Here is a 25,008-nt window from a genome sequence, read left to right on the forward strand (position 1 = left end):
GTCTCAGCTGACGATGCCGCCCCGGCTGAAGGGCAGGGTCTGCAGGGGCTGCCCGGTCACCGAGAAGACGGCGTTCGCCACCGCCGGCGCCACGGTCGGGACGCCGGGTTCGCCGGCGCCGGTCGGCCGTTCGTGCGAGGGAACGATGTGCACCTCCACCGCCGGCATGTCCGACATCCGCATCGGCAGATAGCTGTCGAAGTTGGCCTGATCCACCTTGCCGTCGGTCATGGTGATCTCGTCGCGCAGCGCATGGCCGATGCCCCAGCCGGCGCCGCCCTCCATCTGCGCCTTGACGATGTCGGGGTTGACCACCTCGCCGCAATCGACGGCGACGACGACGCGGTCCACCTTGATCTGCCCCTTGGCGTCGACCGACACGTCGGCGACATGGGCGACATAGGTGTTGAAGCTTTCATGCACGGCGACGCCGCGGCCCTTGCCCTGCGGCAGGGGCTGGCCCCAGCCGGCCTTCTCCGCCGCCAGCTTCAGCACGCCGGCCAGACGCGGATGGTCCTTCAGCATCTCCATGCGGAAGGCCACCGGGTCCTTGCCGGCCGCCTTGGCGAGGCGGTCGATCATCACCTCCTTGGCATAAGCCGTGTGGGTGTGCCCGACCGAGCGCCACCACAGCGTCGTCACCGGCGAGGCGACGGTGTGCGCGTCGACCGCGAGGTTCGCCACCGGATAGGCCATGTCCGACGCACCCTCGACCATCGTCGCGTCGACGCCGTTCTTGACCATCACCGCCTCGAACGGCGTGCCGGCCATGAAGCTCTGGCCGACGATGCGCTGCTTCCAGCCGACCAGATCGCCCTTGGCGTCGACCGCCGCCGTGATCTTGTGCAGGACCAGCGGGCGGTAACGGCCGCCCTTGATGTCGTCCTCGCGCGTCCACACCAGATGCACCGGAGCCTTGGGATAGGCCTTGGCGATCATCACCGCCTCGGCGATGTAGTCGGCGCTGGGGGTGGCGCGCCGGCCGAAGCTGCCGCCGGCCCACTGGGTCTCGATCTTCACCTGCTCCGGCTTGCAGCCCAGGATGTGGGCGGCGACCATCTGCTCGACCGTCTGGAACTGCGACCCGGCCCAGATGGTGCAGCCACCCTCCGGGTTCAGCGCCACCACGGCGTTCAGCGGCTCCATCGGCGCATGGGCGAGGTAGGGGAAGACGAACTCGCCCTCCACCACATGGCCGCCCTTGGCCTTGGCGTCGGCGATGGCCTTCTCCGCATCGCCCTTGGCGGCGGCCACGTCACCCGGCTTCTCCGCCGCCTTGCGGTAGTCGGCCAGCATGGCGTCGGTGCCGCGGGTCTCGGCCTTGGTGTCGTCCCAGGCGACCGTCAGCGCCTCGCGGCCCTTGATGGCGGCCCAGGTGTTCCTGGCGATCACCGCGACGCCGACCGGCAGGGTCAGCACCTCGATGACGCCCGGCACCTTGCGGGCGGCGGCATCATCGACGGACTTCACCGTGCCGCCGAAACGCGGGCTGCGGGCCAGCACCGCCGTCACCTGACCGGGGCGGCGGATGTCCATGGCGAAGATGGCGGTGCCGTTGGTCTTGCTGACATGGTCCAGACGGTGCAGGTCCGGGTTGCCGATCAGCACATAGTCCTTCGGGTCCTTCAGCTTGACCTGCTGCGGCACCGGCAGCTTCGCCGCCTCCTCCGCCAGCTCGCCGAAGGTCAGGCTGCGGTTGCTGGCGGCATGGCGGACCACGCCCTTCGACACCGTCACTTCGCCGGCCGGCACCTTCCAGCGGGCGGCGGCGGCGGCGACCAGCATGGCGCGGGCGGCGGCGCCGGCCATGCGCAGCTCGTCCCAGCTGTTGGCGACGGCGGTGGAGCCGCCGGTGCCCTGAACGCCGAAGAAGTGGTTGGCGTACAGCTTCTGGTCGGCCGGGGCGAAGGCGCCGCGCACCTGGGACCAGTCGGCGTCAAGCTCCTCCGCCGCGATGGTGGCAAGGCCGGTGACGATGCCCTGGCCCTTGTCCAGATGCTTGGCCAGCACGGTGACCGTGTTGTCCGGCGCGACGATGATGAAGGCGTGCGGACGCGGGTCGGCCGGGCCGACGATCTTCGGTGCCGCTTCCGCGGCCAGCGCCGGCATGGGCAGATGCGCGCCGATGACCAGCGCGCCGGCCCCGACGCCGATGGCCTTCAGGAAACCGCGGCGCGAGGGGGCGGGCAGCGGACCGGGAGCGAAACCGGACTCGGGGAACCCATGTTCGCCAAAACCATTTTGTGCGGCGTGGCGGATCAGATGATGCAGCATGGATCAGGCCCTCATCGTCTGGGCGGCATCCTTGATCGCCGCGCGGATGCGGACATAGGTGGCGCAGCGGCAGACATTGCCGTCCATCGCCGCGTCGATGTCCTGGTCGGTGGGGTTCTGGTTGTCGGTCAGCAGCGCGATGGCGCTCATGATCTGGCCCGACTGGCAATAGCCGCACTGGACGACGTCCAGCTTCTGCCACGCCGCCTGGACGGCCTGGGCGGCCTTGCCCTTCACGCCCTCGATGGTGGTGATCTTGCTGTCCGGCGTCAGCATGCTGACCGGGGTCTGGCAGGCGCGGGTCGGCGTGCCGTCGACATGGACGGTGCAGGCGCCGCACTGGGCGATGCCGCAACCGAACTTGGTGCCGGTCATGTTCAGCTCGTCCCGCAGAACCCACAGGAGCGGCATGTCCTCCGGAACGTCGATCTGACGCTCCTCGCCGTTGACGTTGATGCGAACCATGGCTCTTGCCTCTTTCTCCCTGAACGGAACCGCCGGCTTTTTCATGACGGCGACGGGTCCCGCTGCCCGGTTGCGGGCCTTGGCTACGGATTGGGACTACGGATTGTTTTTTGATTGTCGGCTGCTGGGTCAGCTCTGCCTCGACAGAATACACCGTCCAGTGCACAATGAAGTAGGAGGCTTTGGTTCATATCGTCATGAAAGCTATTCATAATCCTGCGCTCGACCTCAACCTCATCAAGGTGTTCGACGCGTTGCTGGAGACCCGCAACGTCTCCCGTGCGGCCGAGGCGCTGGGCGTCAGCCAGTCGGCGGTCAGCCACGCGCTGGCCCGGCTGCGCACGCTGGTCGGGGATCCGCTGTTCGTGCGCACCGGCAACAGGATGGAGCCGACGCCACGCGCCCAGCGTCTGGCGGAACCGCTGCGCGACCTGCTGGTCGGCGCCACCCGCGCCCTGTCGGCGGAGGAGGATTTCGATCCCCAGCGGGAGGAGCGGAACTTCACCATCTCCACCCCCGATTCGATGCAGGCGGTGCTGCTGACCGGCATCCTGCGCGACGCGGCGGAGGGCGATCTGCGGGTGTCGGTCTCGCTGCTCAGCCTCGACCCCGATGCCATGCTGAACGCGCTGGATGACGGCACGCTGGACCTCGCCATCGGCTATCTGCCGGAGGTGCGGCGCTGGCACGACCGGCGGGTGCTGTACCGGGAAACCCATGTCTGCCTGTTCAACCCGGCGCTGGTCCCGGTCACCCCGCCCATCGGGCTGGAGGACTACACCCGCTATCCGCACCTGATGCCGTCGCTGCGGGGCGGACTGACCAGCTTCATCGACGACGAGTTGGCGGCGCTTGGCACAGGCCGGCGCGTCGCCGCCTCGACCACCCAGTTCCTGGCGATCCCGATGATCCTGACCCAGGCGCCGATGCTGACCTCGCTGCCCGCCCGGTTGGCCCAGCTGTGCGCCGATGCGCTGGGACTAGCCATCAGCCCGCTGCCCTTCGACATCGGCGACTACGAGGTGTCGATGATCTGGCACCGCCGCAACACCGGCTCCCCCTCCCATGGATGGCTGCGGCAACGAATGGCCGAGGAAGCGGCGAAACTGTAGGGCGAGGGCTATCTGATCCGGAAGCCCAACACTCTTCCCATCGACCGTCGTCCCCGCGAAGTTCCTCCATTTCCAATATTTTAGAGTCTGTCCGATGCTTATTGAAGCATCGGACAGACTCTAACCTTTTGATTTTCCGTGCGATTCACGCTTCAGACGATTCCGTCTGAACCGATCGCACTCTAGCGAGTCAGATGTCTCTCAGGGCAATGTCCTCACCGCCCCCCGCATACACGGAAATGCACGCAAAAAAAGAGTTTCTTCAGTGAATTTCCATTGAGCGCGCAAGGTTATCAACGCTAGATCATCATCCATACAAATAATTTCTTGCCACGCGGGTGGTTCCACCATCCGTGTCCGCTTCTTTATACGCCCGATCCCGCGCGGCCGGTCCGCCACGGCTTCGTGCGCCCTCACGGAAAGGAATCGACATGAGTTTCCTGAACCCGGTGCGCCTCGTTTTTTCAGGGACTTTCCAGGCCGACGTGTCGACGGTCAACAACGACGTCCGCCATTACGACAACGAGAGTTTCAGGCCTGTCTATCAGGAATTCGGGAAAACGCTGCCGGATGGCGAGGCTGTCTACAATGGCTGGTGGAATCCGACGGGGTCGGGCGCCTTCCGTCTGATCGACTGCAAGGTGGTGGGGCTGGGCTTCGCCGACGGCAGCTTCGTCGACAGGCGGGGTGCCGACGCCGCACTCGGCATGCTGATCGGCGGTTCGACCGACCGCACCAGCGGCAAGCTGGTCGACATCGACCCGCAATGGCAGGTGGCCTCCGCCCCTTGGGGCCTGGACGTGCGGCTGACCGACGGCAAGACCCCGTCCTTCTTCAGCGGGCGTTACCAGCCGAACGCTTTCCGCGACCTGTGGTTCAATCGGAACATCAACGCCAAGAACGACGCCGCCGCCTCCTCCACCTTCCAGTCGGTGCTGGAGAATGTGGAATGGGCGGACGACGCCATGCTCAGCCCCTTCCTGCGGGAACTGCGCGACGCCACCACCGGCGGCATGCTGTCGATCCGGCTGGCGACCTTCGGCTTCAACGGCGACGTCAAGGATCCGCGCTTCACGCTGGGCACCGTGGTCGGCACCATCGGCCCGCAGTTGAAGAACGAGCCGGTCTCCTTCATCCGCGGGCGCCGCTTCATCCCCGCCAACAACATCCCCAACAGCTGGGCCGGCATCACCTATTTCTCCGCCCAGATCGACGATGCGTCGCGGACCGCCTTCCTCGACCTGTCCAACGCATTGCAGATCGTCGACCCCAAGGGCACGCCCAACCCGATCGGCGTGCTGTCGCTGGGCATCCTGCGCGACGCCTCGGTGGTGGAGAACACGCCGGTCACCCCGGACACGTTCCTGCCCATTGCCCGCATTCCCTATGACGCCAAGGACTGGCTGGGCAAGACCGCCGGCATCTTCGCCGTCAAGCTGACCGACGAGCAGTTCGACCTCGCCAAGACCAACCCGCTGGCCCTGGTGACGGTGTCGGAGACCAATCCGGGTGCCACCGACCTCGACCTCGGCTATGGCATCGTCGCCATCCGCGAGGCGCAGGACGGCGTCTATGTCTGCGCCGAACCGCTGGTCCACCGCATCGACGGCGCCGGGCGGGCGGAATCGCTGGTCTACGCCACCCGCTATGGCAAGCCGCTCCGCGGCGCCTCCGTCGCCATCACCCAGATGGGCCGCATCCCCGGCCAGGGCGGCACCGGCAGCACCAGCGGCGTCAACCAGCCGACCAACGTGCCGATCCCCGACATGGGCGTACCGGAATCGGCGGTTACCTTCGCGGTCGAGGGCGGAACGGCCACTGGCGGCACCATCGTCGCCGACGAGGACGGCGTCGCCCGGCTGGACATCTCCACCACCTCGCCCGGCAACCCGCGCGGCTACATCGACGGCCAAGTCTATCTGATCGACTACCGCATCCCCGGCCAGAGCAACACGGCGCGGTCGCTGTTCGACTATATCGCGCTGCATGTGCGCGACGATTTCGACGTGCCGGCCGACCCGACCTGGGACGACATCGCGCCGATCATGAAGCAGTACGGCCACCTGTACCCGATCATGAGCAAGCATCTGGTCGATCTCGGCAGCGAAGCCTCCTGCGCCCGCCACGCCGACATCCTGCATCTGGCCTTCTCCCTGCCGGAGACGGACCCGAACTACATGCCGGTGACCCGCGACCTGTCGATCTACAAGCGCAAGACCATCCTTGCCTGGCTGGAAAAGGTCCAGCGCGGCGAGACGGCGGTGAAGGCCAAGGCGCATCAGGCTTTTACCGCGGCCTCCGGCGGCGGCGGTCCCGCCCTGCGCACCGGCCCGTCGGGTGCGGCTCCGGCCAAGGCGGCCACCGCGACGCCGGACCAGCAGACGACGGCCGACGGCAAGACCCGCTTCGCCAAGAACTTCGCCCGCGTCTCCACGCCGTCGCGCTCCTGACACCCGATCCTAAGGGAAGGAATCAGCCATGCTGAAGCTTCAGCCGCACTTCGCCCAGGGCATCGACACCGTCCAGGTCCTGCGCAACGCCCTGCAATCCGCGGTGGAGTTCGAGCACGCCACGCTCCCCGCCTATCTGACCGCCCTCTATTCGATCAAGCCCGGCACCAACCGGGAGGCGGCGGCCATCATCGGTTCCGTCACCGTGCAGGAAATGCTGCACATGACCATCGCCGCCAACATCCTGAATGCGGTCGGCGGCCATCCGGTGATCGACAAGCCGGGCTTCATCCCGGTCTATCCCGGCCCGCTGCCGATGGGCATCCATGAAGGGCTGACCGTCTCGCTGGGCAAGCTGACCCGCGGCCTCGTCTACGACGTCTTCATGACCATCGAGGAGCCGGAGGTGCCGCAGGCCTATCCGGTGAAGCAGCCGGCGCTCGCCATGTTCCAGGAGAAGGCGGCGGCGGCGCGGGAGCCGGGCTTCGCCACCATCGGCGAATTCTACGCGGCGATTTCCAAGGCCATCGGCGAGATGGGGGAGGAGATCTTCACCGGCGATCCGTCCTATCAGGTGGTGGACAACACCTGGTTCCCGCCCGACCAGCTGTTCCCGGTCACCGACGTGGCGAGCGCCCAGCGCGCCATCGAGGTGATCGTCGAACAGGGGGAGGGCACCCCCCAATCCCCGCGCGAGGCGGACAACGAGGCGGCGCTGGCCCATTACTACCGTCTGGCGCAGATCGTCTACGCCCGCCGGCTGGTGAAGGACCGTCACGAGCCGCTCGGCTGGTCCTATTCCGGCGCCCCGGTCGGCATAGACCCGGCCGGGATCTGGAACCTCTATCCCAACGCCAAGACGGTGGACTATCCGGAGGGCAGCCGCGCCCGCACGGTGTCGCAGCAGTTCAACACCACCTACACGGCGCTGCTGACCTCGCTGCACGTCACCTTCAACGGCCAGCCGGAACGGCTGCGCGCCGCCATCGGCCTGATGTACGAACTGAAGCTGACCGCCGACCAGCTGGTGGCGATCCCGCTTCCCGGCACCGATTACACCGCCGCGCCGACCTTCGAATATTCGCCGGTGAATGTGTGATCTGACGTTGTGGGCGCACCTCGCACCCCACGGAAAATCCCCTCTCCCCCCCCGGGGAGAGGGTCAGGGTGAGGGGGGCCCACGACGTGGATCTCTTCGGCTTCGCCGAACCCCCTCATCCCAACCTTCTCCCCAGGGGGGAGAAGGAGTCTGGCCCTCCCCTCAATCCGCGGTCACCGACCGGATTTCGTCCTGGCTGAAGCGCTGCTGTTCCTCCATCACCATCTGGGACAGCTCGCGCTTCAGGCGGTTGAATTCCGGGGCGGAGCCGTCGCGGGGGCGCGGCATGTCGACGACCACGTCGCGCTTGATGGTGCCCGGCCGGTAGGTCATCACGATGATGCGGTCGGCCAGATAGATGCTTTCCTCGATGGAGTGGGTGACGAACAGGATGGTCTTGCCGACCTCCTCCCAGATGCGCAGCAGTTCGTCCTGAAGCGTGCGGCGGGTCAGGGCGTCGAGCGCGCCGAACGGCTCGTCCATCAGCAGGATCGGGCTGTCGAGCGCCAGCACGCGGGCGATGGCGACGCGCTGGCGCATGCCGCCCGACAGGTCCTTGGGGAAGCGGTTGCGGAAATCCTGCAGATGCAGCTTTTGCAGCAGCCATTCCACCCGCTCGGCGATCCCCGCCTTGGACATCCCCTTGATCTCCAGGCCGAAGGCGACGTTCTGCGCCACCGTCATCCAGGGAAACAGGGCATATTCCTGGAACACCATGCCGCGGTCGGGACCGGGTTCGGTGATGATGCGGCCATCGACGGTGACGGTGCCCTTCGTCGGCGGCTGGAACCCGGCCACCGCGTTCAGCAGCGTGGACTTGCCGCAGCCCGACGGACCCAGCAGGCAGACGAACTCTCCCTTGCGGATGTCGAGGTCGATGTTCTGCAATGCCACGATCTTCTGCGCACCCACGGCGAAGGTCTTCTCCACCCCGCGCACCTGGATCTGCACGGGCGCGGCGTCGGGAACCGGCACGGTGTCGGCAACGGTCTTCAGCATGGGCGTCATCTCCAGTCCCTCCGCATCAATTCTCAAGCCCGCGGTGCCAGCGCAGCAGGTGGTTGTTCAGGCGGTTCATGCCGATGTCGATGGCAAGGCCCAGCAGGCCGATGGTGAACATCCCGGCGATGATCTTGTCGGACCACATGAATTCACGCGCTTCCAGGATGCGGAAGCCGAGGCCGGAGTTGACGGCGATCATCTCCGACACGATCACGACGATGAAGGCGGTGCCGATGCCGATCCGGGCGCCGGCCAGGATGTAGGGGGTGGCGGCCGGCAGGATGACGCGGACGAACATGGTCAGCCGGCCGGCGCCCAGGTTGCGGGCGGCACGCAGATAGATGCCGTCGACATGGCGCACCCCGGCGATGGTGTTCATCAGCACCGGGAAGAAGGCGCCGATGGCGATCAGGAACACGGCCGGCGGGTTGCCCAGCCCGAACCACAGGATCGCCAGCGGGATGTAGGCGATGGGCGGGATCGGCCGCAGCACCTGCATCAGCGGATCGAACAGCGCATAGATGCGCGGGTTGCCGCCCATGGCGAGACCCAGCGGAAGGGCCAGCCCGGCGCCGACGGCGAAGCCCAGCACCACGCGGTACAGGCTGGACCAGGCGTCGAACAGCATCTCGCCCGACAGCGCCCACAGGATCCAGCTGGATTGCGCGGGATCATAGGGCTCGGTCGGCAGCAGATAGGCCCACCAGCGCTCCACCACCGCGACGGGCGACGGCAGGACCACTTGGTTGATCAGGCCGGAGCTGGACAGGGCCTGCCACAGCAGGATGGCCAGGACCGGAACCAGGGCGCCGCGCGCGAGGGCGGCGGGCGAGAAACGGGGCTTGGCTTGGGACATCGGGCGTCCTCCTTCCGCTGGGTGTGGCTCAGTTCGCCTTCACGGTGCCGGTGCCGGCATCGGCCGCCTTGGCGCCGGCCTTCGCCTTCTCCAGCAGGTCGAGCTTCACCCAGTCCGCCGCCTTCGGCGGGGTGTCCATGCGGCCGACGCCGAACTTCTGCATCATGTCGGTCGTGACCTGCACGTGATGGACCGAAATGTCGTAGCTGTAGGGCGAGTTGCCGATGGCGTCCTTGAAGTCCTGGCTGCTCAGCTGGCCTTTGAACATCTTCTCGCGGACATAGGACTCGGCCAGATCGGGGTTGGCGATGAAGGTCGCCGTCGCCTCGACGAAGCAGCGGACCAGCCGCTGGGCGACGTCCGGCTTCTTCTTGTAGAAATCCTCGGTGACCACCAGCGAGCGCACCGGCTCGCCCAGCTCGGTGTCGTAGGGCTTGACCACCTCGACACCGAAGCCCTTGTTGATGGCCTGGCTCGACTGCGGTTCGGACTGCGACATGGCGTCGATGCTGCCGGCCAGCAGGGCCTGATTCATGTCGGCATAGGCCATGTAGACGATCTGCACGTCCTTGCCCGGACGGTCGGACCAGCTCAGCCCATGCTTCGACAGCTCGGCCAGCAGGATCAGCTCCTGCGCGCCGCCGCGCGGGGTGGCGACCTTCTTGCCCTTTAGGTCGGCGATGCTCTTGATGCCGGCGTCCGGCTTGGCGACGATGCGGGCACCGCCCTTGGCGAAGCCGGCCACCGCGTAGATCGGCACGCCCGACGCGCGGCCGGCGATGGCGGCGTCCACCGCGCTGGCGGCGACGTCGATCTCGCCGGCGACGATGGCCGGCAGGATGTCGATGCCCTTGGGGAAGACCCGCTCTTCGATCTTCAGGTCGTACTTGCCGGCGATCTCCTTCATGTAGGACACCGCCCCGTAATGGGCGAATTTCAGGTTGCCGAGTCGGACCAGATCGGCGGCCGAGGCGGCCTGGGCGGCAAGCGCGGCGGCGGCGAAGGCGGTGGCGGCAAGCAGGCTCTTCCTGAGCATCTGTCTCTCCCATGGGGCTTGGTCCGCGACCCGTCGCCGCGGTTGACCAGGAAGAGAGCAAGCGGCATGCCATAGTCAGTTCGCCGCGCAAACAGTTGAAAAGCCTGGACCCGGCCTTTCGATTGATGCTTGGCATCGGCGAAAATCCGCCTGCCCGAGCATTGGCGTCGGCGGATTTCCGCCGATGCAGGAGCTGCGGCAGGTCGCCGCGCCGGCCGTAAGCCGCCCATGCCGCATACGACAAGTCATCGCAGCGCAACGAAAATGCGTGTAGAACATGCTGCACCTGCGAACCAACGCACCGATAAAACAGCAACCAGCCAACCATTAGGGACGAAGAACAATGGCCGAGAGCATGGGAATCGAGACCATCGGCGTCATCGGCGCCGGACAGATGGGTAACGGCATCGCCCAGGTCTGCGCCGTCGCCGGCCTGACGGTGGTGATGACCGACATCTCCGAGGAAGCGGTGCAGCGCGGCCTGTCGACCGTCGCCGGCAGCCTCGACCGTCTGGTCAAGAAGGAGAAGATGACCGCCGCCGACCGCGAAGCGGCCCTGGCGCGCATCACCGCCACCACCGACAAGTCGAAGCTGGCTGCTTGCGATCTGGTGATCGAGGCCGCGACCGAGAACGAGGATCTGAAGGTCAAGATCCTGAAGGATCTCTGCGCGACCCTGAAGCCGGAGGCTCTGGTCGCCACCAACACCTCGTCGATCTCCATCACCAAGCTGGCGACGGCCACCGACCGTCCGGACCGCTTCATCGGCCTGCATTTCTTCAACCCGGTGCCGCTGATGGCGCTGCTGGAGATCATCCGCGGCATCCAGACCAGCGACGACACCCACGCCAAGGCGATGGCGTTTGCCAAGCGCGTCGGCAAGTCGCCGATCACCGCCAAGAACAGCCCCGGCTTCGCCGTCAACCGCATCCTCTGCCCGATGATCAACGAGGCGATCTTCGCGCTGCAGGAAGGCATCGCCACGGCCGAGGACATCGACGCCGGCATGAAGGCTGGCTGCAACCACCCGATCGGCCCGCTCGCGCTTGCCGACCTGATCGGTCTGGACACCATGCTGTCGGTGATGGAGGTCTTCTATGAAGGCTTCAACGACCCGAAGTACCGCCCGGCCCCGCTGCTGAAGGAGATGGTCGACGCCGGCTTCCTCGGCCGCAAGACCGGCCGCGGTTTCTACGACTACAGCAAGTGAGTGTTGAGGGAGGGGGCGGCCCAGCCCCCCTCCCCAACCTCTCTCCAGGCCCCTTCCAAGCGCCGGCAGTGCCGCCAGCGCGTCGAAGCGGTGCGCAGAACCGTCAAAAGCGGTTCCGATGGAGCAATCACCCGGCACGTCATCTCCCTAGGATCGGTGCAGTCCAGCGCCCTTACGGAGATGCCCCATGTCGGCCCGCCTTCGCGCGGCGGCGGTCGCCCTTTTGCTGTGGATCGGTCCGGCCCATGCGGCCCAATCGACAAATCCACCGCCGCCGTTGACCAACACCCGTTTCGACGAGGATTACCGCTACCTGCTCTCGCCCCAGGCCCGCTCCGGCGCCTTCTGGGAGCGGTTCAAGGCCATCCCGGTCACCGGCGACGGCACCGCCTCGCTCTCCACCGGCCTGGAGCTTCGCCTGCGCGGCGAGGCGATCCGCAACAGCAGTTGGGGCCAGGACGAGCCGCGCAACGATGCCTATGGCTTGTGGCGCGCCCTGCCCTACGCCGACCTGCGCGTCGGCCGGAGCCTCCGCCTGTTCGGCCAGCTCATCATGGCCGGCACGGCGGGCAAGCTGGACCCGCTCGCCCCGCCCGACGCCGACCGCATCGACCTGATGCAGGGCTTCGCTGACCTGAACGCCCCGCTGGGCGATGCCCAGGGCACGCTGCGCGTCGGCCGCCAGATGCTGGCCTATGGCTCCGAACGGCTGATTTCCATCCGCTACGGCGCCAACGTCCCGCGCGCCTTCGACGCGGTGACGGGGATCGTCAGCGCCGGCCCCTGGCGGGTCGACGCCTTCTACGGCCGCCCGGTCCAGCCGACGCCGGAGCTGTTCGACGATGGCCGCGACGCCAAGCGCACCGCCTGGGCGCTCTACGCCACGCGGCCGCTCGACCTGGGGTGGACCGACAGCGCCGGCATCGATGCCTACTACATCGGCTACCGCAACCGCCGCGCCGGCTTCGACGTCGGGACCGGGCGCGAACTGCGCCACACCATCGGCCTGCGCAGCTTCGGCAAGGCCGCCGGCTGGGATTGGAACTGGGAGGCGATGGGCCAGTTCGGCCGCTTCGGCAGCGGGTCCATCCGGGCCTGGTCGCTCGCCACCGACAGCGGCTATCGCTTCACCGCGCTGCCGCTGCAGCCGCGCCTCAGCCTGAAGGCCAACATCGCCAGCGGCGACGGCAATCCCCGCGACGACCGGTTGGAGACCTTCAACCCGCTGTTCCCGCGCGCGAAATATTTCGGCGAACTGACGCCGATCGGTCCCTACAACCTGATGAACCTGCACCCGTCGCTGGATTTGGCGCTGTCCGACGAGTTCAGCCTGTCCGCCTCCGCCATCGCCTATTGGCGGGAGAGCCTGGACGACGGCGTGTACGACCTGACCGGCGGGCTGCTGCGCTCCGGCGCCGCGTCCCGGGCACGCTATGTCGGCACGCAGGGCGAGCTGGTGCTGTCCTACAGCTCCGGCCGTTCCTTCGAGGGGCTGATCTCGTACTCGCTGTTCCGTCCCGGTCCCTTCCTGAAGGACAGCGGCCCGGCCAAGACCATCCACTTCGCCGGCATGGAAGCGGTCTTCAAATTTTAAAGACGGAGGCGCCGCGCCCGGATCGCGGTCTCGCGCGTTCAGACTATCGGGCGAACAGCGGAAACAGGACCCGGTGGAGCGGCGAATCCAGGACAGAAGACGAGGCAAGCCGTCCCTGCGCAAGGGGCGGCTGTTGCATGTCCGCTCCGGCCTGTCGGCGGAAAAGACCCTGCTGCTGCGCATCGGCATCGTCGCCGTCCTGATCGCGCTGGTCATCGCGGTGTTCTGGTTCGACCGCGATGGGCTGAAGGACCAGATCGACGGGCACATCAGCTTTCCCGACATCCTCTATTTCGCCATGATCACGGTGACCACCGTCGGCTATGGCGACATCGTGCCGGTCAGCCACACCGCCCGCCTGATCGACGCCTTCGCGGTCACGCCGATCCGCATCTTCATCTGGTTCATCTTTCTCGGCACCGCCTATGAACTGGTGGTGCAAAGGATCGTGGAGGAATTCCGATTGAGCCGCATTCAGAAGCAGTTGCAGGGGCACATCGTGCTGTGCGGCTTCGGGCACAGCGGGTTCATCGCGGCGCAGGAAACGGTCGGAAAGGGCCATCCCGCCGACCACATCGTCGTCATCGACGAATCGGAGGACCGCATCCAGCTGGCGGCCGAATGCGGCTTCATCGGCCTGCTCGGCGACGCCACCAGCGAGGACACGCTGACCAAGGCCTGCGTCGGCCGGGCCAAGGCGGTGATCGTCAGCACCGGGCGCGACGACACCACCATCCTGGTGGTCCTGACCGTGCGCCACCTGTCCGCCGCGACCAAGATCGTCGCCAGCATCAAGCAGGAGGAAAACATCAAGCTCGCCAACCTCAGCGGCGCCGATCTGGTGGTTTCGCCGCCGAAGATCGGTGGCTACCTGATGGCCGACGCGGTCGAGACGCGGCACGCCACCCCCTTCCTGTGCGACCTGATGTCGACCGGCGGGCAGATGGTGCTGAGCGAGCGGCGGGCGGAACCGGACGAGGTCGGCCTGACCATGGCGGAGGTCACCGCCGGCATGGTGGTGCAGGTCCACAGCCACGGCCGCGACATCCCCTTCACCGAACGCAACCGCTACATCATCCAGCCCCAGGACACGCTGCTCATCATCAGCCCGCCGGGCGACAGGGGTCAGCCCTTGTAGTGCCGCCCGAAGCGGTTGTTCAGGAAGGCGTCCAGCGGGACCTGCTCCTGCCGGATGAAGCCGGCCTGCGGGATGGAGCCCTCGCGCAGCAGGTCCAGCACGGCGCAGATGCCGGCGGCGGTGGTGACCTGGATGGCGCTCCAGGTGCGGCCGGCGATGGACTTGCTGTAGATCTTGGTGGCGAAGGTCTCCTGCCGCAATTCGCCTTCCTGCACGCCGGTGGCGGTCGCCAGCACCAGAACCACGTCCTGCAGGGTCAGCGGCACCGCGGTCTCCAGCACGTCCTTCAGCAGGTGGCGCCGCTCGCCCAGCCGCAGGTCGCGGATCAGCAGGCGGACGATGTCGCGGTGGCCGGGATAGCGAACGGTCTTGTAATCGAGGTTCCGCACCTTGCCCGCCAGCGTCTCGCAAAGCGATCCCAGACCGCCCGAGGTGTTGAAGGCCTCGTAATCGACCCCGTCCAGCGCGAAGCGCTCGTCGCCCTCCAGCGGCATCACCTCGTGCGGACGGCCGTCGATGATGGCCTCGCACGGGTTGCAGTATTCGTTGATGAGCCCGTCGGTGCTCCAGGTCAGATTGTACTTCAGGGCGTTGGTCGGGTACTGCGGCAGGGCGCCGACCCGGAGATGCAGGTTGTGCAACTCGTCGAAGCGGCGGGCGAGGTCATGGCCGACGATGGAGATGAAGCCCGGCGCCAGACCGCATTGCGGGATCAGCGCGCTGTTGGCGGTTTCCGCCAGCGACTTCACCTTGCGGGTGGCGGCGACATCCTCGGTCAGGTCCAGGTAATGGGCGCCGGCCGCGACGGCGGCGGTGGCGATCGCCGGGGTCAGGGTGAAGGGGCAGGCGCTCAACACCGCGTGCTGGCCGGCCATGGCGGCACGCAGCGACTGCGGATCCTCCACATCGACGCGCATCACCCGCAGTCCGGCCCGTTCGGCGCGGTACAGCAGCGCCTCGTCCCGGTCGCCGATGGTGACGGCGAAATCGTCGGTTTCGGACAGCAGCGTGCCGATCATCGACCCGATCTTGCCGGCACCCAGAACCAGAACCTTCATCGTTGCCATTGTCTCCCGCTCCTCTGTTTCAGCCATCTGTGTTGGCGATTTGGCTCGCACACAAAAGGTGTCGGCGGATGCGGCCGGGCAGAACCGGGCAATGCGCCGGTCACGCCGGAGATTTCCGGCGAAATAACGGAAATGCCGTTGAAATGACGGACGCGCATTATCCCTCGCGTAGCATCGGCAGCGGCGCTATCGTCGCAGCCGGTTTTCACGAAGCCCGGCCCGCACTCATGACCGACCGCCAACTGACCGCCCCGCACGCCGTCCTGCTGGAAGAGCCGCGAAACGGCGATCCGCAGACCAGCGAGATGATTCACGGCGAGCGCTTCCGCGTTGTGGAGGAGCGTGACGGCTGGCTGCGGGCGGAGAACGCCTTCGACGGCCATGTCGGCTGGCTGCCGCCGGGCACCGCGCATCGGGAGCTGGTCGCGCCCACCCACCGCGTGCGGGCCTTGCGCGCCGACCTGCACCCCGGATCGACGCACCGGGCGCCGCCGGTGGCGACGCTCAGCTTCGGGTCGCTGGTGACGCTGGACGGCCGGGCCGAGAATGGCTGGGTCGGCACCGACGACGGGCTTTGGCTGTTCGCCGGCTGGCTGGAGCCGCTGGACGCGCCCCCGGCGACCGACCACATCGCCACCGCCCTGCGCTTTCTGGAGACGCCCTATGTCTGGGGCGGGCGCAGCAGCTTCGGCATCGACTGTTCCGGGCTGGTGCTGACCGCCATGGCTGCGGCGGGCGTCGTCTCCCACCACAGCAGCGGCATGCAGCGCAAGGACGAGCGGTTGGGGACGTGGCTCTCCGACGATGGCCGCGACGTGGAGTATCGGCGCGGCGACATCGTCTTCTTCCCCGGCCATGTCGGGCTGATGGTGGACGGGACGAACCTGCTGCACGCCACCGTCTTCACCATGTCAGTCGTGATCGAGCCGCTCGCCGAGGTCGCCAAACGCGCGGAGATCAACGGAGTCCGCCGCCCCAGTTTTGCGCGGGCGTAGCGCCTCTCCCACCAGCAGCAGGGTCGGCCCCTTGCCGGCGGCCACCCCCTGCTCCGCCATCTCGCCGAGCGTCGTCCAGCAGCGCCGCTCGTCGGGGCGGCAGCCGTTCTCCACCGCCAGGACCGGCGTCGTCGCGGGCAGCCCGGCCCCGGTCAGCCCCTGCCCGACGGCGCGGGCCTGCTCGCGCCCCATATAGATCGCCAGCGTCCCCTGCGGATCGGCCAGCCGCGCCCAGTCGGGTTCGAACCGTTCGCCGTCACGGCCATGGGCGGTGACGAAGGTGACGGCGCGCGACACCCCGCGCTTGGTCAGCGACAGCCCGGTCGAGGCGGCGCAGCCCAGCGCCGCCGTGATGCCGGGGACGACGCGAACCGGAATGCCGAGGCTGTCGAGATGCTCGATCTCCTCGCCGGCGCGGCCGAACACCATCGGGTCGCCGCCCTTCAGCCGCACCACCCGCTTGCCGCGCCGGGCATGGAAGGCGATCAGCGCGTTGATCTCCCCCTGCGGCAGCGAATGCCGGCCGGACCGCTTGCCGACGCAGATGCGCTCCGCCTGCGGATGGGCGAGGTCGAGGATGCCGTCGCCGACCAGCGCGTCGTAGAGCACGACCTCGGCAGCGGCGAGTGCCTTCACCGCGGCGACGGTGAGCAGGTCGGGGTCGCCTGGGCCGGCGCCGACGAGGGTGACGGTGCCGACACCGCCATTATCCCCCTCTCCCCCCTGGGGAGAGGGTTGGGGTGAGGGGGAAAACTTCTCGGAAAGACGAGCGAACAACGAGAATGGAACGCGCAGCCAATCCCAAGAGGCTCCGCCACGCATCCCCCTCACCCCGGCCCTCTCCCCAGGGGGGAGAGGGAGGGTCTGGCCATCACGCCACTTCGCGCTGATGAGCATGACGAAGCACCTCCTTGAGTTCTGGCACGCAGGAACCACAATTCGTGCCGGCCTTCAACGCCGCACCGATCTCCGCCACGCTGGTCAGCCGCCGGTCGCGGATGGCACCGACCAGCCGGTTGATCCCGACGCTGAAGCAGGCGCAGACGATCCGCCCTTCATCGGCCTGCGCGCCCGGCGCCCGCCCGGCGAGCAGACCGGCCCGCGCGCCGTCGTCCAGCCCGTCGGCCTCCAGCAGACCGGCCAGCCAGCCGCGCGGCGGCAGGCGCCCGTCGGCGGCGACGAACAGGCAGGCGTCCAGCCGGTCGCCAGCCATCCAGGCCATCCGCAGACCGCCGCGCGCATGGTCGCGGAACTCCACCGCCGCCTCCGCCGGATCGAGACCGGGCAGCCACGCCGCAAGGTCGGGAATCGCCCCGATCCCCGCCATCTCCACCAGATGCCCGCCGATCACAGCACGCCGCGCCCAATAGCCGCCATGGGCCGGCTCCACCGGCCGGCGGGTCAGCAGGAAGGCGGTCCAGTGCGGCCGCCAGGGTTCGACCGTCGCCGGCATCCGCTTCAGGTCCGGCTGGCCGGAAACCGGGTCCACCGCCTCGTCGTCGATCAGCCGGCCGATGACGCAGGCGCCGGTGAAGCGCTCGGTCCAGTGCATCGGCAGGAAGATGGTGCCTTCGCCTTGGGCATCGGTGACGCGGACCCGCGCCAGCGCCTCCCCCGCCGCCGTGGCGATGCGGGCGAGCCCGCCATCCATCAATCCCCGCGCCGCCGCATCCTCCGGGTGGATGTCCAGTCGAGGCTCCGGCGCGTGCGCCGACAGCCGCGCCGACAGGCCGGTGCGCGTCATCGTGTGCCACTGGTCGCGCAGCCGCCCGGTGTTCAGCAGCAGCGCCCTATCCGGCACGGTGCGCGGCAGCGGCTTCGCCGTGACCGGCAGCATCCGGGCGCGCCCATCCGTGGTGAAGAAGCGGCCATCGCCGAACAGCCGCGTCTGCGGCTCGCTCCCCGCACGCCAAGGCCAGGGGAAGGGCGCCAGTGCGTCGTAACCGGCATCGTCCAGCCCGCTCAAGGCTCCGATGTCGAAGGCCCGCGTCCCGCCATTCTCGAAATCCGACAGCGCCGCATGCTCGCGGAACACCGCGGCGGCGCTCTCATACGGAAATGCCCCGGCGAAGCCCATCCGCCGCGCGACCTGCGTCACGATCCACCAGTCCGCCCGCGCCTCCCCTTCCCCATCCTTGAAGGCGCGCTGGCGCGAAATGGTGCGGTCGGAGTTGGTGACGGTGCCGTCCTTCTCGCTCCAGCCCTTGGCCGGCAGGCGGATATGGGCGAAGCGGCCGGTGTCGGTGTCGCGGATGCAGTCGGAGACCACCACCGTCTCGCATTTCGCCAGCGCCCGGCGGACCCGGCCGGCGTCGGGCATGCTGACGGCGGGGTTGGTCGCCATGATCCACACCGCCTTGACCGTGCCGGCTTCGATGGCGCGGAACAGGTCCACCGCCTTCAGCCCCGGCTTGTCCGCCATGCGCGGCGCGGTCCAGAAGCGGCCGACCCGGTCCACCTCTTCCGCCGTGAAGCCCATATGCGCCGCCAGCTGGTTCGCCAGCCCGCCAACCTCGCGCCCGCCCATGGCGTTCGGCTGCCCGGTGACGGAGAAGGGACCGCAGCCCGGCCGGCCGATGCGCCCGGTCAGGAAATGGACGTTGAGGATGGTGTTGACGGTGTCACTGCCCTGGGACGACTGGTTGACGCCTTGCGAATAGACCGTCACCACCCGGTCCGTCGCCGCGAACTCGGCATAGAAGGCGGCGACCTCCGCCTCCTCCAACCCACAGCGGCGGGCCACCGTCGCCACATCCGGCGCGTCGGCGCGGGCGGCGGCCAGCGCCTCCTCCACCCCCTCGGCATGGGTGTCTACAAACCCGCCGTCGCGGTGGCCGCGGCTGTCGAGCCAGGCCAGCAGCCCGTTGAACAGCACCGCGTCGGTGCCGGCCGTCAGCGCCAGATGGCGGTCGGCGGCATCGACGCAGTCGGTCCGCCGCGGATCGACCACGACGATGCGCGTGCCCCTCTCCGCCCGCGCCGCCAGCAGCCGCTGGTTCAGCACCGGATGGCACCAGGCGAGGTTGGACCCCACCAGCACCACCAGATCGGCGCATTCGAAATCCTCGTAGGTCCCCGGCACCGCGTCGGCACCCAGGCCCCGTTTGTGCCCGACCACCGACGACGCCATGCACAGCCGCGAGTTGGTGTCGATGTTCGCCGAGCCGATGAAGCCCTTCATCAGCTTGTTGGCGACGTAGTAATCCTCGGTCAGCAGCTGGCCGGAGACGTAGAAGGCCACCGAATCCGGCCCATGCATCGCGATGGTGTCGGAAAAGCGCCGGGCCACCTCGTCCAGCGCCTCGTCCCACGACACGCGCCGGTTATCGATCTCCGGATGGAGCAGCCGCCCCTCCGGCACCAGCGTGTCGGCCAGCGCCGATCCCTTGGAGCAGAGCCGTCCCCGGTTCGCCGGATGGTCGGCATCGCCGCGTACGGTGACGGCGCCATCGGCCGCCACCCGCGCGATCACCCCGCACCCGACCCCGCAATAGGGACAGGTGGTCTTCACCTCCCGTTCACGGCCCTTGGCCGGCTCCGCTCCGTCAAACATGGCCGCAGGCCTTGCGGCAACCGCCGCGCGACAGCTTAGCCTCGCCGAGCGCGATGGCGACGCTGCGCCCTTCCACCCGAACCGGGACATGGCCGGTGCGGCCCTCGTCGGGGGCGACGGCCTCGCCGGTCGCCAGCTCGATCACCCAATTGTGCAGCGGACAGGTGACGCGGCGGCCATGGACGATGCCCTGGGACAGCGGCCCCTGCTTGTGCGGGCAGGCATCCTCCAGCGCGAAGACCTCGTCGGCCGCCGTGCGGAACAGGGCGATGTCGCCGCCGGGGGTGCGGACGACGCGCGACCCCAGCACCGGGATGTCGTCGACGCTGCCGACCTGGGTCCAGACGGTTTCCGAGATGGCGGTTTCGGGGGCGGCGTTTTCCATGATGATGCTGTCCATGATCCGTTACCCCACTTCGGCGAGCAGATTGAATTCGTGACGGTCGACGCCCTTGGCGGCGCGCTCCGCCCACGGGTCGTCCTGCGAGAAGGTCTGCGAGAACAGGAAGCGCGCGTTCAACGCCCGCCGCCGCTCCGGATCATCGACCAGCGCCGCCTTGATGTGGTCCAGCCCGACCCGCTCCACCCACGGCGCGGTGCGCTCCAGATAGCGGGCCTCCTCGCGGTACAGCTGCATGAAGGCACCGGTGTATTCCAGCACCTCCTCCTCCGTCGCGACGCGAACCAGCAGGTCGCAGGCCCGGACATGCAGGCCGCCGTTGCCGCCGACATGCAGCTCGTACCCGCTGTCGATGCACACCACGCCCAGATCCTTGATGGTCGCCTCGGCGCAGTTGCGCGGGCAGCCGGAGACCGCCAGCTTGACCTTATGCGGGGTCCAGGTGCCCCAGGTCATCCGCTCCAGCTTCACGCCCAGCCCGGTCGAGTCCTGCGTGCCGAAGCGGCACCATTCCGACCCGACGCAGGTCTTCACCGTGCGCAGCCCCTTGGCATAGGCATGGCCGGACACCATCCCGGCGGCGTTCAGATCGGCCCAGACCGCCGGCAGATCCTCCTTCTTCACACCGAACAGGTCGATACGCTGGCCGCCGGTGACCTTCACGGTCGGGATGGCGAACTTGTCGACCACGTCGGCGATGGCGCGCAGCTCGGCGGCATTGGTCAGCCCGCCCCACATGCGCGGCACGACCGAATAGGTGCCGTCCTTCTGGATGTTGGCGTGCGCGCGCTCGTTGATGTAGCGCGACTGGTAATCGTCCCGGTACTCGCCCGGCCAGGCGCACAGCAGGTAATAGTTCAGCGCCGGCCGGCACGACGCGCAGCCGTCGGGCGTCGTCCATTCCATCGCCTGGAATACCTCGGCCATGGTCTTCAGCCCGCGGTCCACGATGGCCGCGCGCACCGCGTCATGGGTGTGGTGGGTGCATTTGCACATCGGCTTGACCTTCGGCGCCGCCGTGAAGCCGTCGCCCAGCGTCACCGCTAGCAGCCGCTCCACCGTGCCGGAGCAGCCGCCGCAGGAGGCCGACGCCTTGGTGTGCGCCTTCACCTCGTCCAGGCTGGTCAGGCCCTTTTCGGTGATCGCCTTGACGATGGTGCCCTTGCACACGCCGTTGCAGCCGCAGATCTCGGCAGAGTCGGGCAATGCTGCGATGGCGGCGTTCGGGTCACCGGCGTCGGTGCTGCCGAAGCCCTGGCCGAAGATCATCGTGTCGCGCTCGGCCGACACGTCGGCGCCGTCCTTCAGCAGCGAGAAGTACCAAGCGCCGTCCTTGGTGTCGCCATACAGCACCGCGCCCAGCAGCTTGCCGTCCTTCAGCACCAGCCGCTTGTAGACGCCGCGCGCCGCATCGCGGAACACGATGTCCTCCGTCCCCTCCCCGCCCGAGAAATCGCCGGCGGAGAACACGTCGACGCCGGTGACCTTCAGCTTGGTGGAAGTGACGGAGCCGGTGTAGGCCGCACCCTCCCCACCGGCGAGGTCGTGGGCCAGCACCTTCGCCATCTCGAACAGCGGCGCGACGAGGCCCCAGGTGACGCCGCGATGCTCGACGCATTCGCCGACCGCGTAGATCGACGGGTCGCTGGTGCGCATCTGGTCATCCACCCGGATGCCGCGCCCGCACTCCAGCCCGGCCGCCTTGCCCAGCGCCATGTTCGGGCGGATGCCCACCGCCATGACGACGATGTCGGCCGGCAGCTCGCGCCCATCCTTCAGCCGCACCGCGCTGACCCAGTCTTCGCCGACGATTTCCGCCGTGTCGGCGCCGGTCAGCACTTCGATGCCGCGACGCTCCAGTTCGCGTTGCAGCAGCATGCCGGCGGACGGGTCGAGCTGGCGCTCCATCAGCGTCGGCATCAGGTGGACGACGGTGACCTCCATCCCCTTGACCCGCAGCCCGTTGGCGGCCTCCAGCCCCAGCAGCCCGCCGCCGATCACCACGGCCCGCCCGCCCTTCGCCGCCGCCGCCAGCATGGCGTCGACATCGGCCAGATCGCGGAAGCCGATGACGCCCGGCAGGGTGGAGCCCGGCACCGGAATGATGAAGGGCATCGATCCGGTGGCGATCAGCAGCTTGTCATAGGGAACGACGCGGCCGGACTGCGACAGGACGGTCTTGGTCTCGCGGTCGATGCCCTCCACCGGCTCGCCGGTCAGCAGGGTGATGCCGTTGGCGTCGTACCACTCGCGGCTGTTCAGCACGATCTGGTCGAAGGTCTTCTCCCCCGCCAGCACCGGCGACAGCATGATGCGGTTGTAGTTCGGGTGCGGCTCGGCCCCGAAGACGGTGACGTCAAAGCGGCCCGGCGCCTTGGCCAGCAGCTCTTCCACCGTCTTCATGCCGGCCATGCCGTTGCCGACGACCACCAGCCGCTCCCTGGCCGGGCCGGCGCTGCGCAGTTCGGCCTCGTTAAGTTCGACGGCGGGCCCGTTGTTCGATGAGAGATGCATGTCCATGGCGCGTCTGCCTCGTCTATCGTGTCCGGCCTGCCGCAAAGTCAGGCACGGGGCCAAAAAGAAAGGCGTCCGAACGGGCCGTCTCCCTGCCCTGCGAGAGGATCGCGAAGGCGGGTGCAGACCTGTTCGGACGCCGTTGTCCGGGCGGTTCGTCGTCGAACCAGAGCCAAATCCGCGCGTCGTCGCGTGGGATTCGGCGGGTGTCGCGGGCACTGGCGACGTTGCCGGCGCCCGCTGTTGTCTCGCCAACCCCTTCGCAATCCGCGTGCCAATCGCCGCGCCGGCAGCTCCGCGCGGGAAAACTCCAGGGAATCCGCGGGGTCCCGCCCGGATCCGCGACCAAGACCTAGGTGCCTATTTTTGGGTCATCCTTAGGTGCTGCACAAAGGATGACCATACAGGCTTGTGTGCGCCGCAAAAATCAGCAGGCAGCACCGCGGCCCCGTCGGGGGCTTCATACCTTCCGCCGGGTCATAGCCAGCAAAATCAACCTCCATGGCCCGATTTCCGGCAAAACCCATCCTTTGGCATGAGGCTTGCGAAGAGGGAGGCCAGAGACGCGCCAACGACGGTGCGTGCATCCCAAGCGTCCAATGATGGGCCAGCCCCCGGCAGTGTTGCCGACCCCGGTATCGACACGCTTTTCCGGTCGATCCCGCTGGACGCTTTCGACGGCCAAGGTGCGCAAGAGCCATCTGCCCGAAAAACAGCCAGTCCGGGACTTGCCCAGAAAATCGCCAAGGTTCGAGACCGGTGTCGCCCCACCCGGCCGCTGGCCCGGATTTCAGAGCCCGGATTTCAGAGATGGAGCAACCGACGTGGCCCAAACCTCTCACACCGTCTCCCGCACCACCTCCCGCACCCTCCGCCACCTTCTCGCATCCGCCGCTGCGGTCGTCGCCCTGACCGCAGGCGTCTCTGCCCATGCCGCTCCGCTCGACGTGGAAAAGGAGCAGCTGAAGCTCGGCTTCATCAAGCTGACCGACATGGCGCCGCTGGCCATCGCCGTCGAGAAGGGCTTCTTCGAGGATGAGGGCCTTTCCGTCACGCTGGAGCCACAGGCGAACTGGAAGGTCCTGCTCGACCGCGTGATCTCCGGCGAACTGGACGGCGCCCACATGCTGGCCGGCCAGCCGCTGGGCGCCACCATCGGCTTCGGCACCAAGGCGCACATCGTCACCGCCTTCTCCATGGACCTGAACGGCAACGGCATCACGCTGTCGAACGATGTCTGGCAGAAGATGAAGGCCAACGTGCCGAAGGGCGCCGACGGCAAGCCGGTCCACCCGATCAAGGCCGACGCGCTGAAGCCGGTGATCGCCCAGTACAAGGCCGAGGGCAAGCCCTTCAACATGGGCATGGTCTTCCCGGTCTCGACCCACAATTACGAGCTGCGCTACTGGCTGGCGTCGGGCGGGATCAACCCCGGCTTCTACAGCCCGACCGACGTGTCGGGCCAGATCGGCGCCGACGCGCTGCTCTCCGTCACCCCGCCGCCGCAGATGCCGGCCACGCTGGAGGCCGGCACCATCTACGGCTACAGCGTGGGCGAGCCGTGGAACCAGCAGGCGGTGATGAAGGGCATCGGCGTCCCCGTCATCACCGACACCGAGATCTGGAAGAACAACCCCGAGAAGGTCTTCGGCGTCACCGACGAGTGGGCCAGCAAGAACCCCAAGACCCATCTGGCCGTCGTCAAGGCGCTGATCCGCGCCGCCCAATGGCTGGACGAAAACAACAACGCCAACCGCGCCGAAGCGGTGAAGATCCTGGCCAAGTCCGAATATGTCGGCGCCGACGCCAAGGTCATCGCCAATTCCATGACCGGCACCTTCGAGTATGAGAAGGGCGACAAGCGCGATGTCCCCGACTTCAACGTCTTCTTCCGCTACAACGCGACCTACCCCTTCTATTCCGACGCCGTCTGGTACCTGACCCAGATGCGCCGCTGGGGCCAGATCGCCGAGGCCAAGCCCGACAGCTGGTACGACCAGACCGCGCGCAACGTCTACAAGCCGGACATCTACCTGCAGGCCGCCAAGCTGCTGGTCGAGGAGGGCAAGGCGAAGGAGGCCGACTTCCCCTGGAAGAGCGACGGTTACAAGCCGGTCGACAACGGCTTCATCGACGGCATCCCCTACGACGGCCACAAGCCCAACGACTACCTCGCCAAGCAGCCCATCGGCCTGAAGGGCGACCAGAAGGTCGAAGGCGGTCAGGTGGTGGGGGGCTGAGCG

Annotated in this window: 18 protein-coding genes; 8 read left to right on the top strand and 10 right to left on the bottom strand. The window is 67.8% G+C overall.

Annotated features, from left to right (window positions below):
- Window positions 1-3: 3 nt before the first annotated feature.
- Both FZ029_RS23230 and FZ029_RS23235 read right to left on the bottom strand, forming a co-directional pair.
- Window positions 4-2,274: a xanthine dehydrogenase family protein molybdopterin-binding subunit gene (locus FZ029_RS23230; RefSeq protein ID WP_188052023.1), complete on the bottom strand. Its 2,271-nt coding sequence runs from the start codon at window positions 2,272-2,274 to the stop codon at window positions 4-6.
- Between the two features lie 3 nt (window positions 2,275-2,277).
- Window positions 2,278-2,739 carry a (2Fe-2S)-binding protein gene (locus tag FZ029_RS23235; protein ID WP_149272124.1) on the bottom strand — a complete coding sequence of 154 codons (462 nt, stop codon included), beginning with the start codon at window positions 2,737-2,739 and terminating at the stop codon, window positions 2,278-2,280.
- A 197-nt stretch (window positions 2,740-2,936) separates the two neighbouring features.
- Here FZ029_RS23235 and FZ029_RS23240 point away from each other — a divergent pair, with 197 nt between their 5' ends.
- The 3 genes from FZ029_RS23240 to FZ029_RS23250 all read left to right on the top strand — a co-directional run bounded on the left by FZ029_RS23240 (window position 2,937) and on the right by FZ029_RS23250 (window position 7,400).
- Window positions 2,937-3,851: a LysR family transcriptional regulator gene (locus FZ029_RS23240; RefSeq protein ID WP_149272125.1), complete on the top strand. Its 915-nt coding sequence runs from the start codon at window positions 2,937-2,939 to the stop codon at window positions 3,849-3,851.
- A gap of 431 nt (window positions 3,852-4,282) precedes the next feature.
- Window positions 4,283-6,301 carry a hypothetical protein gene (locus FZ029_RS23245; protein ID WP_149272126.1) on the top strand — a complete coding sequence of 673 codons (2,019 nt, stop codon included), beginning with the start codon at window positions 4,283-4,285 and terminating at the stop codon, window positions 6,299-6,301.
- Window positions 6,302-6,329: 28 nt separating this feature from the next.
- On the top strand, window positions 6,330-7,400 hold the full coding sequence (locus FZ029_RS23250; protein WP_149272127.1) for a ferritin-like protein: 1,071 nt from the start codon (window positions 6,330-6,332) through the stop codon (window positions 7,398-7,400).
- Window positions 7,401-7,562: 162 nt separating this feature from the next.
- On the opposite strand, the gene FZ029_RS23255 is transcribed toward FZ029_RS23250, so the two are convergent.
- Genes FZ029_RS23255 through FZ029_RS23265 form a run of 3 tightly spaced genes read right to left on the bottom strand, consistent with a single transcriptional unit; the run spans window position 7,563 to window position 10,294 of the window.
- Window positions 7,563-8,399, bottom strand: a complete 837-nt coding sequence (locus tag FZ029_RS23255; protein WP_247892461.1) for an ABC transporter ATP-binding protein — start codon at window positions 8,397-8,399, stop codon at window positions 7,563-7,565.
- 25 nt (window positions 8,400-8,424) lie between these two features.
- Window positions 8,425-9,258, bottom strand: coding sequence for an ABC transporter permease (locus FZ029_RS23260; protein ID WP_149272128.1), 834 nt, complete (start codon window positions 9,256-9,258; stop codon window positions 8,425-8,427).
- Between the two features lie 28 nt (window positions 9,259-9,286).
- Complete coding sequence (locus FZ029_RS23265) at window positions 9,287-10,294, bottom strand: ABC transporter substrate-binding protein (protein ID WP_149272129.1); 1,008 nt, start codon at window positions 10,292-10,294, stop codon at window positions 9,287-9,289.
- Window positions 10,295-10,637: 343 nt separating this feature from the next.
- On the opposite strand from FZ029_RS23265, the gene FZ029_RS23270 reads away from it, so the two are divergent.
- The 3 genes from FZ029_RS23270 (at window position 10,638) to FZ029_RS23280 (ending at window position 14,236) form a co-directional block, all read left to right on the top strand.
- Window positions 10,638-11,504 carry a 3-hydroxybutyryl-CoA dehydrogenase gene (locus tag FZ029_RS23270; protein WP_188052024.1) on the top strand — a complete coding sequence of 289 codons (867 nt, stop codon included), beginning with the start codon at window positions 10,638-10,640 and terminating at the stop codon, window positions 11,502-11,504.
- Between the two features lie 187 nt (window positions 11,505-11,691).
- Window positions 11,692-13,098 (top strand): alginate export family protein, encoded by a 1,407-nt coding sequence (locus tag FZ029_RS23275; RefSeq protein ID WP_149272130.1) that lies wholly within the window; start codon window positions 11,692-11,694, stop codon window positions 13,096-13,098.
- A 73-nt stretch (window positions 13,099-13,171) separates the two neighbouring features.
- Window positions 13,172-14,236, top strand: coding sequence for a potassium channel protein (locus FZ029_RS23280; protein ID WP_149272131.1), 1,065 nt, complete (start codon window positions 13,172-13,174; stop codon window positions 14,234-14,236).
- On the opposite strand, the gene FZ029_RS23285 is transcribed toward FZ029_RS23280, so the two are convergent.
- Window positions 14,224-15,303, bottom strand: a complete 1,080-nt coding sequence (locus FZ029_RS23285) for a saccharopine dehydrogenase C-terminal domain-containing protein (protein ID WP_149272132.1) — start codon at window positions 15,301-15,303, stop codon at window positions 14,224-14,226. The two genes, FZ029_RS23280 and FZ029_RS23285, sit on opposite strands and share 13 nt — an antisense overlap.
- A 227-nt stretch (window positions 15,304-15,530) precedes the next feature.
- Here FZ029_RS23285 and FZ029_RS23290 point away from each other — a divergent pair, with 227 nt between their 5' ends.
- Entirely contained in the window at window positions 15,531-16,298 is a 768-nt protein-coding gene (locus tag FZ029_RS23290; RefSeq protein ID WP_149272133.1) for an NlpC/P60 family protein, read from the top strand.
- Here the strand turns inward: FZ029_RS23290 and cobA are convergent.
- From cobA to nirB, 4 genes are all read right to left on the bottom strand, one after another.
- Window positions 16,215-17,075: a uroporphyrinogen-III C-methyltransferase gene (gene cobA, locus FZ029_RS23295; RefSeq protein ID WP_149272134.1), complete on the bottom strand. Its 861-nt coding sequence runs from the start codon at window positions 17,073-17,075 to the stop codon at window positions 16,215-16,217. The two genes, FZ029_RS23290 and cobA, sit on opposite strands and share 84 nt — an antisense overlap.
- A gap of 94 nt (window positions 17,076-17,169) precedes the next feature.
- A complete protein-coding gene (locus tag FZ029_RS23300) occupies window positions 17,170-19,851 on the bottom strand; it encodes a nitrate reductase (protein WP_149272135.1) in 2,682 nt (893 codons plus the stop codon).
- Window positions 19,844-20,236: a nitrite reductase small subunit NirD gene (gene nirD, locus FZ029_RS23305; RefSeq protein WP_343287132.1), complete on the bottom strand. Its 393-nt coding sequence runs from the start codon at window positions 20,234-20,236 to the stop codon at window positions 19,844-19,846. Before nirD ends, FZ029_RS23300 begins: the two co-directional genes overlap by 8 nt.
- Before the next feature lie 21 nt (window positions 20,237-20,257).
- Complete coding sequence (gene nirB, locus FZ029_RS23310; RefSeq protein WP_211104196.1) at window positions 20,258-22,765, bottom strand: nitrite reductase large subunit NirB; 2,508 nt, start codon at window positions 22,763-22,765, stop codon at window positions 20,258-20,260.
- 824 nt (window positions 22,766-23,589) lie between these two features.
- Between nirB and FZ029_RS23315 the strand changes: the two genes are divergently transcribed.
- Window positions 23,590-25,005, top strand: coding sequence for a CmpA/NrtA family ABC transporter substrate-binding protein (locus FZ029_RS23315; RefSeq protein ID WP_149272137.1), 1,416 nt, complete (start codon window positions 23,590-23,592; stop codon window positions 25,003-25,005).
- The last annotated feature ends 3 nt before the right edge of the window (window positions 25,006-25,008 follow it).

The sequence above is a fragment of the Azospirillum sp. Sh1 genome, from assembly GCF_008365135.1.
GTDB lineage: Bacteria > Pseudomonadota > Alphaproteobacteria > Azospirillales > Azospirillaceae > Azospirillum > Azospirillum oryzae.

Bases quoted from the DNA above. Each gene is read 5' to 3' on its own strand.
- FZ029_RS23235 (WP_149272124.1), bottom strand. From the start codon at position 2,739: ATGGTTCGCATCAACGTCAACGGCGAGGAGCGTCAGATCGACGTTCCG.
- FZ029_RS23300 (WP_149272135.1), bottom strand. From the start codon at position 19,851: ATGTTTGACGGAGCGGAGCCGGCCAAGGGCCGTGAACGGGAGGTGAAG.
- FZ029_RS23290 (WP_149272133.1), top strand. From the start codon at position 15,531: ATGACCGACCGCCAACTGACCGCCCCGCACGCCGTCCTGCTGGAAGAG.
- FZ029_RS23255 (WP_247892461.1), bottom strand. From the start codon at position 8,399: ATGCTGAAGACCGTTGCCGACACCGTGCCGGTTCCCGACGCCGCGCCC.
- FZ029_RS23230 (WP_188052023.1), bottom strand. From the start codon at position 2,274: ATGCTGCATCATCTGATCCGCCACGCCGCACAAAATGGTTTTGGCGAA.
- FZ029_RS23260 (WP_149272128.1), bottom strand. From the start codon at position 9,258: ATGTCCCAAGCCAAGCCCCGTTTCTCGCCCGCCGCCCTCGCGCGCGGC.
- FZ029_RS23285 (WP_149272132.1), bottom strand. From the start codon at position 15,303: ATGGCAACGATGAAGGTTCTGGTTCTGGGTGCCGGCAAGATCGGGTCG.
- FZ029_RS23265 (WP_149272129.1), bottom strand. From the start codon at position 10,294: ATGCTCAGGAAGAGCCTGCTTGCCGCCACCGCCTTCGCCGCCGCCGCG.
- nirB (WP_211104196.1), bottom strand. From the start codon at position 22,765: ATGCATCTCTCATCGAACAACGGGCCCGCCGTCGAACTTAACGAGGCC.
- FZ029_RS23250 (WP_149272127.1), top strand. From the start codon at position 6,330: ATGCTGAAGCTTCAGCCGCACTTCGCCCAGGGCATCGACACCGTCCAG.
- FZ029_RS23240 (WP_149272125.1), top strand. From the start codon at position 2,937: ATGAAAGCTATTCATAATCCTGCGCTCGACCTCAACCTCATCAAGGTG.
- FZ029_RS23245 (WP_149272126.1), top strand. From the start codon at position 4,283: ATGAGTTTCCTGAACCCGGTGCGCCTCGTTTTTTCAGGGACTTTCCAG.
- FZ029_RS23270 (WP_188052024.1), top strand. From the start codon at position 10,638: ATGGCCGAGAGCATGGGAATCGAGACCATCGGCGTCATCGGCGCCGGA.
- FZ029_RS23275 (WP_149272130.1), top strand. From the start codon at position 11,692: ATGTCGGCCCGCCTTCGCGCGGCGGCGGTCGCCCTTTTGCTGTGGATC.
- nirD (WP_343287132.1), bottom strand. From the start codon at position 20,236: ATGGAAAACGCCGCCCCCGAAACCGCCATCTCGGAAACCGTCTGGACC.